This window comes from Nocardioides sp. NPDC006273, assembly GCF_040613495.1.
Taxonomy (GTDB): Bacteria; Actinomycetota; Actinomycetes; order Propionibacteriales; family Nocardioidaceae; genus Nocardioides.
Map to the genome: position 1 here is coordinate 56,550 of NZ_JBEXSD010000033.1, position 7,851 is coordinate 64,400.

General features: G+C 69.3%; 9 protein-coding genes. 5 read left to right on the forward strand and 4 right to left on the reverse strand.

From position 1 onward, the window contains the following. The first annotated feature begins 46 nt into the window (after positions 1 to 46). On the forward strand, positions 47 to 1,930 hold the full coding sequence (locus ABZZ22_RS15705; protein WP_354932898.1) for an ABC transporter ATP-binding protein: 1,884 nt from the start codon (positions 47 to 49) through the stop codon (positions 1,928 to 1,930). 6 nt (positions 1,931 to 1,936) lie between these two features. Here the strand turns inward: ABZZ22_RS15705 and ABZZ22_RS15710 are convergent, their stop codons facing one another. After that, positions 1,937 to 2,824 (reverse strand): SURF1 family protein, encoded by an 888-nt coding sequence (locus ABZZ22_RS15710; RefSeq protein ID WP_354932900.1) that lies wholly within the window; start codon positions 2,822 to 2,824, stop codon positions 1,937 to 1,939. A 66-nt stretch (positions 2,825 to 2,890) separates the two neighbouring features. On the opposite strand from ABZZ22_RS15710, the gene moaA reads away from it, so the two are divergent. Beyond that, complete coding sequence (moaA, locus tag ABZZ22_RS15715) at positions 2,891 to 3,910, forward strand: GTP 3',8-cyclase MoaA (protein ID WP_354932901.1); 1,020 nt, start codon at positions 2,891 to 2,893, stop codon at positions 3,908 to 3,910. Positions 3,911 to 4,005: 95 nt separating this feature from the next. Here moaA and ABZZ22_RS15720 read toward each other — a convergent pair whose 3' ends face one another. From ABZZ22_RS15720 to ABZZ22_RS15730, 3 genes are read right to left on the reverse strand one after another with little or no spacing between them, the layout of a single operon-like run. Then, positions 4,006 to 4,944, reverse strand: coding sequence for a nucleoside hydrolase (locus tag ABZZ22_RS15720; protein WP_354932903.1), 939 nt, complete (start codon positions 4,942 to 4,944; stop codon positions 4,006 to 4,008). Between the two features lie 25 nt (positions 4,945 to 4,969). Then, a complete protein-coding gene (locus ABZZ22_RS15725; RefSeq protein ID WP_354932905.1) occupies positions 4,970 to 5,164 on the reverse strand; it encodes an acetone carboxylase in 195 nt (64 codons plus the stop codon). Continuing rightward, positions 5,164 to 5,487 (reverse strand): DUF3099 domain-containing protein, encoded by a 324-nt coding sequence (locus ABZZ22_RS15730; protein ID WP_354932907.1) that lies wholly within the window; start codon positions 5,485 to 5,487, stop codon positions 5,164 to 5,166. The genes ABZZ22_RS15725 and ABZZ22_RS15730 overlap by 1 nt, the downstream gene beginning before the upstream one ends. A gap of 140 nt (positions 5,488 to 5,627) precedes the next feature. Here ABZZ22_RS15730 and fabG point away from each other — a divergent pair, with 140 nt between their 5' ends. Genes fabG through ABZZ22_RS15745 form a run of 3 tightly spaced genes read left to right on the forward strand, consistent with a single transcriptional unit; the run spans position 5,628 to position 7,656 of the window. Further along, on the forward strand, positions 5,628 to 6,356 hold the full coding sequence (gene fabG / locus ABZZ22_RS15735; RefSeq protein ID WP_354932909.1) for a 3-oxoacyl-ACP reductase FabG: 729 nt from the start codon (positions 5,628 to 5,630) through the stop codon (positions 6,354 to 6,356). A 2-nt stretch (positions 6,357 to 6,358) separates the two neighbouring features. Continuing rightward, entirely contained in the window at positions 6,359 to 7,132 is a 774-nt protein-coding gene (gene fabI / locus ABZZ22_RS15740) for an enoyl-ACP reductase FabI (RefSeq protein WP_354932911.1), read from the forward strand. Between the two features lie 17 nt (positions 7,133 to 7,149). Then, complete coding sequence (locus ABZZ22_RS15745) at positions 7,150 to 7,656, forward strand: histidine phosphatase family protein (RefSeq protein ID WP_354932913.1); 507 nt, start codon at positions 7,150 to 7,152, stop codon at positions 7,654 to 7,656. Positions 7,657 to 7,851 lie beyond the last annotated feature (195 nt).

The following is a 7,851-nucleotide window of genomic DNA, read 5'->3' on the forward strand; positions in this document are numbered from 1 at the left end:
ACGCGGCCGAACGGCCGCGGGCGACTAAGGTGACGGGGTGTCACAAATGGGTCCAGGTTTCGGTGCGACCGGCGGAGCGATGGGCGGCGGCGGGATCATGCGCAACCTGCGTGCCGACCGGACGGTTCTCGAGCGGGGCCTGCCGAAGGGCACCCTGAAGCGGGTCGTCTCCTACGCGCGGCCCCACCGGGCTCTGCTCGGTGCGTTCCTGCTGTTCACGGTCTTCGACGCCGCGCTGGTGGTGGTCACCCCGCTGCTGACCCAGCGGATCATCGACGACGGTGTGCTCCAGAAGAACGTCACGCTGGTCATCTGGCTGGCCGCCGCGATGGCGCTGGTGGCCGTGGTCGACATGATCTTCGGCGTCATCTCGGGCTGGCTCTCGACGCGGATCGGCGAAGGACTCATCTTCGACCTGCGTACTCAGGTCTTCGGGCACGTCCAACGGCAGTCGCTGGCCTTCTTCACCCGGGCACAGACCGGTGCTCTGGTGAGCCGGCTCAACACCGACGTGCTCGGCGCGCAGCGGGCCTTCACCTCGACCCTGTCGAACAGCGTCTCCAACCTGATCTCGGTGGTCGTGGTCGGCGCGGCGATGATGGTGCTGTCCTGGCAGGTGACGCTGATGTGCGTCGCGCTGTTCCCGATCCTGTTCCTGACCTCGCGCTGGGTCGGGCGCCGGCTGGCTGGTCTGACCCGCGAGCAGATGGACGGCAACGCGGCGCTGGCGACCACGATGACCGAGCGGTTCAACGTCGGCGGGGCGCTGCTGCTCAAGCTCTTCGGCCGCCGCGAGGAGGAGGACGCCGCCTTCGCGCAGCGTGCCGACGTCGTACGTCGTCTGGGCATCCGGATCGCGCTGCTGACTCGCATGTTCGGGGCGACCATGCAGCTTGTCCCGGCGCTGGCGACCGCCCTGGTCTACGGCTTCGGTGGCTGGATGGTGATCCAGGGTGAGGTCACTCTCGGCACGCTCACCGCGCTCGGTCTGCTGCTGGTGAGGCTGCTGGGGCCGCTCCAGGCGCTCTCCAACGTACGCATCGACGTGATGACCGCGCTGGTCTCGTTCGATCGCGTCTTCGAGGTTCTCGACCTGCCCTCGCTGATCGAGGAGAAGCCGGACGCGGCCGAGGTGCCTCGGGACGCCGCCTCGGTGCGGTTCCGCCATGTCGCCTTCACCTACCCCCGCGCCGACGAGGTCTCGCTCGCCTCTCTGGAGGCGATCGCGCGGCCGGAGAGCCGCGAGGTGCGCGAGGTGCTGACCGACATCGACTTCGCCGCCGAGCCGGGCGAGATGGTCGCCCTGGTCGGCCCCTCCGGCGCCGGGAAGTCGACGATCACCCATCTGATCGCTCGGCTCTACGACGTACGCTCCGGGTCGGTCGAGGTCGGTGGCCTGGATGTGCGAGAGGTGACGCTGGAGTCGCTCGAGGCCGCCGTCGGCTACGTGACCCAGGACGCTCACATGTTCCACGACACCGTGCGCGGCAACCTGCTCTACGCCCGGCCGGGTGCCTCCGACGAGGAGATCTGGGCAGCCCTCGAGGCCGCCCAGATCGCGGCCGTCATCGAGGCGCTCCCGGACGGTCTGGACACCGTCGTCGGCGACCGCGGCTACCGGCTCTCCGGCGGCGAGCGCCAGCGACTCGCGATCGCCCGGCTGCTGCTGAAGGCGCCGCACATCGTGGTGCTCGACGAGGCCACCGCCCACCTCGACTCCGAGTCCGAGGCCGCGGTGCAGACCGCCCTGGATGCCGCCCTGGCGGGACGTACGTCCATCGTCATCGCCCACCGCCTGTCCACCATCCGCGCCGCCGACCGAATCCTCGTCATCGAGGCTGGACGGGTCGTCGAGTCCGGCACCCACGACTCGCTGCTCGCCGACGGCGGGCTCTACGCGGAGCTCTACGAGACCCAGTTCCGTCGCTAGACGAAATCAGCTCTTCCCGCTGCGCTCTTTCTCGTACGCAGCCTGGTAGGCCGCCTTCACGGCCTGCTTCTGCGCGAGCTTGGCGGCCTTCTTGCGGGCGCGCTCGTCGGACGCCTCGTCGCCGGACGGGTCGTCGTCCGGCGTGGCCGGCACGTCCAGGCGCTGCGTACGCCGCTCGTCGTACATCAGGTAGAGGAAACCGGCGACGGCCAGGATGCCGAAGAACCACCACTGCAGGCCGTAGAAGAAGTGGGGGCCGTTGTCGAGCTCGGGCAGGTCGGCCTTGCGGAGCTCGGTGGCGGGCGAGGGGGACTCGGTGTCGAGGTGCAGCCAGCCGGTCAGCAATTCCTCGTCGACCACCTCGGCGACCTGGGTCGAGGAGAGCGCACGAGTGGCGTGGTAGCCGTCGACCTGGGCGATGTCGGTGGAGTCACCGGTGCCGTCGGCGCGTACCCAGCCGGTGATCGTGACCTCGCCCGACGGCGGGGCGGGGAGTTCCTCGAACTCGTTCTGCGTGGTGGTCTGGAGCCAGCCACGGTCGACCAGCACGGCCGTGCCGTCGGCGAGCACCAGCGGGACGACGATGTCGATGCCCTTGGCCTCGTCGGGGGTGCGGTAGCGCCAGATGATCGTGTCGTCGACCGCGTACGCACCGGTCGCGGTCACCCGCCGCCACTCGTTCTTCTCGGCGACCTCCTCGCCGGGGGCGAGCACGTCTGTGACGGGCACGGGCTCGGCGTGCTCGTTGGTGCGGACGATCTGGTTGCTGGCCTTGCGGTCCTCGAGACGGTCGAACTGCCACTGGCCGAGCCACCAGGTCCCGTAGGCCAGGATCAGCACGAACACCGTGAAACCGGCCCAGCGTCGGCTGAGCAGGAAACGGAACGAACTCACCGTACGAGATTAACTGGAATGCGGTCGTGGCTCACGATCCGGGTGGCGCCTGCCTAGACTGGTGTGATGACGACCTCTCCGACAGATCAGGCCCAGCCGAGGCTAGTCGACCGGTTCGGCCGCATCGCGACCGATCTGCGGGTCTCGCTGACCGACCGCTGCAACCTTCGGTGCACCTACTGCATGCCGCCGGAGGGGCTCGACTGGATGCCCGGGGACGAGGTGCTCACCGATGACGAGGTGGTGCGGCTGATCGGCGTCGCCACCGGACACCTCGGCGTCAAGGAGGTGCGGTTCACCGGTGGTGAGCCGCTGGTTCGGCGGGGACTGGTCTCCATCGTCGCCCGCACCCGCGAGGTCGCCCCCGATGCGGAGCTCTCGATCACGACCAACGCGCTTGGTCTGGCCCGCATGGCCGGGACGCTCGCGGAGGCCGGACTCGACCGGGTCAACGTGTCGCTCGACTCGGTCCGGCGCGAGACGTTCGCGGACATCACCCGCCGCGACCGGCTGGACGACGTGGTCGCCGGCCTGGAGGCCGCGGCCGACGCCGGTCTGGGACCTATCAAGATCAACGCGGTTCTGCTGCGCGGAGTCAACGACGACCAGGCCGCCGAGCTGCTCGGCTGGTCCGTCGAGCGTGGCTATGAGCTCAGGTTCATCGAGCAGATGCCTCTCGACGCCCAGCACGGATGGTCGCGCGACAACATGGTCACCGCCGACGAGACCCTCGCGGCGCTGTCGGCGGCGTTCGAGCTGACCCCGGCCGAAGAGCCGCGCGGCAGCGCCCCCGCTGAGCTCTTCCATGTCGACGGCGGCCCCGCCAAGGTCGGCATCATCGCCTCCGTCACCAGGCCGTTCTGTGGTGACTGCGACCGCGTCCGCCTCACCGCCGACGGGCAGGTGCGTGACTGCCTGTTCGCGCGCTCCGAGTCGGACCTGCGTACGCCGCTGCGTGACGGCGCCTCCGACGCCGACCTCGCCGCCCGCTGGGTCACCGCGATGGCCGGCAAGCGCGCCGGCCACGGCATCGACGACCTCGGCTTCCTCCAGCCCGACCGCCCTATGTCCGCCATCGGCGGATAGCCGAGACGTCACCCGCGTCGGCCGAGACGTCACGTCGGTGACGTCTCGGTCAACGGGAGTGACCTCTCGGCCGACGTACCTGACCTCTCGACAGGTCAGGAGCCGACGCGGTCGAGGGCGTCGATGACGAGATCCCAGTAGGCCTCGACGTCGAGGCTGACGGCGACCTGGGTGTTGGGCGGCTCGTCGAGACGGTCGTGGAGGTCGACGACGGTGGCGCCGCGGGTCCAGCGGCCCTGGGTCTCTACGGCTACGAACGCCTTGTGCCAGACGATCAGGCCGGGGTCGATGAGGGCGGCGATGGTGCATGGGTCGTGCACCGGGGGAGCGGCGAAGTCGAAGACGTCGGAGTAGGTGCCGCCGAAGAAGCCCATCAGGTCGGCGCACGCGCGCCCGACCGGGTGGTCCATGGCCCGCATCCGCGCGACGACCTCGGGGGTGGCGAGCGCCTGGTGGGACAGGTTGAGCCCGACCATCCGGATCGGCAGGCCGCTGGTGAGAACCGTCTCGAGCGCCTCGGGGTCGGCGTAGGCGTTGAACTCGGCAGCCGGCGTCGCGTTGCCGCGCTCGGTCGAGCCGCCCATGAAGACGACCTCGGCGATCTTCGGGCCGACCTCGGGATGGTCGCCCAGCAGGCGGGCGATGTTGGTGATCGGCCCGATGGCGACGACGGTGACGGGGGCCCGCGCGGCCAGGAGCGAGGTACGCAGGAACTCCACGGCCCCGAGCGAGAGCGGCGGTGCGAGCGGCTCGGGCAGGTCGGGACCGTCGATCCCGGTGGCGCCGTGGATGTAGTCGCCGATGTGGGCCTCGCCGGCCACCGGTCCGGCGGCTCCGGTGGCGACCGGGATGTCCGGGCGCTCCGCCAGAGCCAGGATGCGCTGCGTGTTGTAGGTCGCCTTCTCCACCGGGCAGTTGCCGAACGTGGTGGTGATGCCGAGCAGATCGATGTGTGGGCTGCCCAGGGCCAGCAAAATCGCGATCGCGTCGTCGTGGCCGGGGTCGCAGTCGAGGAGTACGGGCATCGGGTTCATCGCAACGACCTCTCGGAGGCAACGGCTAGTGAGGCACGACGTCCTTGAGGAACCCTCGCGCCCCCAGGAAGTCGCTCAGCGACTGCTTGTGCGCCGTGCACGCGAGCCAGATCTTACGCCGCTCAGGCGTGTGGATCTTGGGATTGTTCCACTGCAGCTCCCAGGATCCGGAGTCCTGACAACCCTTCGCCGAGCACAGGTCGGAGTCGAGGGCGCCCATCAGAGCTCGCCCTTCTCGTCGAGCTGCTGCTCGCGGCTGCTGGCGAGCTGCGGCCGACCGTAAGGCGAGTCCATGAGGTTCATCTGGTCGCTCTTGTTGTTGGTCGCGTTGGCCATGACGACCGCGATGTAGGGCAAGATCAGGGCCGCCGCGATCAGGATCGGCCACAGCCAGCCGATGCCGGCCAGGCCGGCGATGACGGCGCCGATGAAGCACAGCGAGCGGATCGACATCGAGATGGCATAGCGCTTCTGACGGATCGCGATGTCCTCGGCGCGGCTGCGGCCGGCTGTCGTGATCCTGATCGGTTGCGCCTTGGACATACCGCCAGTCTAGGTCGTGGCCGATGACGCGCGTCCGTTGGTGTGTTCCCAACAGGGGCACTCCGAGGGACTTTGGAGGGTTCTCACAAGCAAATCGAGGGCATTGGTCGTACGCCGAAGTAATCGCTACCGTCGCGCCTGTGACTGACAGTGAAAACCCCACAAGCAAGGCACCACGCTCCGTGCTCGTGACCGGTGGCAGCCGTGGCATCGGCCGGGCGATCGCCGAGGCCTTCCTGGCCAACGGCGACCACGTGGCCGTGACCTCCCGCAAGGGCGGGGCTCCGGAGGGGGCTCTGGACCTGGTCTGCGACATCACCGACCCTGCGGCCGTCGAGGAGGCGTACGCCGCGGCAGAGGCCGCTCATGGCCCCGTCGAGGTCCTCGTCGCCAACGCCGGGATCACGAAGGACACCCTCGTGCTCCGGATGTCGGAGGAGGACTTCACCTCGGTGATCGACACCAACCTCACCGCGTCCTTCCGGCTCGCCAAGCGCGCCTCGAAGGGAATGCTCCGACTGCGCCGCGGGCGGATCATCTTCATCTCCTCGGTCGTCGGGCTGATGGGCAACCCGGGCCAGGTCAACTACGCGGCCTCGAAGGCCGGGCTGGTCGGCATGGCCCGCTCGCTCGCCCGCGAGCTCGGCTCGCGAGGGATCACCGCGAACGTGGTGGCACCGGGGTTCGTGGAGACCGAGATGACCGCTGTCCTCACCGATGAGCAGCAGAAGGCGATCACGGACCGGGTGCCGTTGGGGCGCTACGCCTCACCGGACGAGGTGGCCTCGGCCGTGACGTGGTTGGCTGATGCGGGTTATGTGACCGGGGCCGTCATCCCGGTCGACGGCGGACTTGGAATGGGGCACTGATCATGGGTTTGTTGGACGGCAAGACTGTTCTCGTCGCAGGGGTCACGATGGACTCCTCGATCGGCTTCGCGGTGGCCAAGGTGGCTCAGGAGCAGGGCGCCCGCGTCCTGATCTCCAACTTCGGACGCGCGCTGTCGATCACCAAGCGGATCGCGAAGCGGCTCCCCGAGGAGCCGCCGGTCCTCGACCTCGACGTGACCAACCAGGACCACCTCGACGGCCTTGCCGATGCGCTCCGGGCCGAGGGCGTCGAGCGCCTCGACGGGGTCGTGCACTCGATCGCGTACGGCAATCCCGAGACGCTCCTCGGCGGCAAGTTCCTCGACGGCCCGTGGGAGGACGTCTCCCAGGCGGTCCAGGTCAGCGCCTACTCGCTGAAGTCGCTGGCGATGGCCTGCCGGCCGCTGATGTCGGAGGGCTCGTCGGTCGTGGGGCTGACCTTCGACGCGACGGTCGCCTGGCCCGCGTACGACTGGATGGGTGTCGCCAAGGCCGCTCTCGAGTCGACCTCGCGCTACCTCGCCCGTGACCTCGGTCCCGACGGGATCCGCTGCAACCTCGTCTCCGCCGGGCCGCTCAAGACGCTCGCCGCCAAGGCGATCCCGGGCTTCGAGGAGCTCGACGAGGGCTGGGGCACCCGGGCGCCGCTGGGTTGGGACAACACCGACCAGGGCCCGACCGCGAAGGCTGTCTGCGCGCTGATCTCGGACTTCTTCCCGGCGACCACCGGCGAGATCATCCACGTCGACGGGGGCTATCACTCGCTGGGCGCCTGAGGCCATAAGGTTGCCGCATGCGGACCCTTGTCATCATGCGGCACGCCAAGGCCGAGGCGTCGGCACCCACCGACTACGAGCGTCAGCTGACCGAACGCGGCCATGCCGACGCCGTCGCTGCGGGGGAGTGGTTGGCCGAGCAGGGCGTGGTCCCGGACTACGTGCTGGTCTCGGCGGCCGACCGCACCACCCAGACCTGGGAGGACGTCGCAGTCGGGGCCTCGTGGGACCTGACGCTGGCGGAGTACGACCAGGGTCTGTACGCCGCAGGCCCCGCCACCGCGCTCGACCTGATCCGGGCGGTCGATGACGGTCATTCGACGGTCGTCGTGATCGGCCACAACCCCACCATGTTCTCGCTGGTGCAGCTCTTGGACAGCGGCGAGGGCGACGATGCCGCCGGCAACGAGCTGGCCCTCGGCTTCCCCACCGCGTCGGTCGCCGTGCTCACCTACGACGGCGACTGGTCCGAGCTCGACGAGGCCGAGGCCGCCGTCACCGCATTCCACGTAGCCCGGGCCTGACCCTTCGCCGAATCCTCACTTCTGGCGTGCCGAAACCGCCGAACTGGCGTGCCGAAACTGTAGTTGTGGTGGGTGAAACCGCAGTTGTTGCGTACCGAGAGGCCCAGGGACGAGACCGTCACGTTGCGGTAGACCGCCTGGTCGAGCAGCAGCCCCTGGCTCTTGCGCTCCTCGGGAGCCAGGCCGACCCCGGCC

Excerpts from the sequence above, each read along its gene's own strand:
- ABZZ22_RS15705 (WP_354932898.1), top strand. The coding sequence starts at position 47 with ATGGGTCCAGGTTTCGGTGCGACCGGCGGAGCGATGGGCGGCGGCGGG.
- moaA (WP_354932901.1), top strand. The coding sequence starts at position 2,891 with ATGACGACCTCTCCGACAGATCAGGCCCAGCCGAGGCTAGTCGACCGG.
- ABZZ22_RS15720 (WP_354932903.1), bottom strand. The coding sequence starts at position 4,944 with ATGAACCCGATGCCCGTACTCCTCGACTGCGACCCCGGCCACGACGAC.
- ABZZ22_RS15725 (WP_354932905.1), bottom strand. The coding sequence starts at position 5,164 with ATGGGCGCCCTCGACTCCGACCTGTGCTCGGCGAAGGGTTGTCAGGAC.
- ABZZ22_RS15730 (WP_354932907.1), bottom strand. The coding sequence starts at position 5,487 with ATGTCCAAGGCGCAACCGATCAGGATCACGACAGCCGGCCGCAGCCGC.
- fabI (WP_354932911.1), top strand. The coding sequence starts at position 6,359 with ATGGGTTTGTTGGACGGCAAGACTGTTCTCGTCGCAGGGGTCACGATG.
- ABZZ22_RS15745 (WP_354932913.1), top strand. The coding sequence starts at position 7,150 with ATGCGGACCCTTGTCATCATGCGGCACGCCAAGGCCGAGGCGTCGGCA.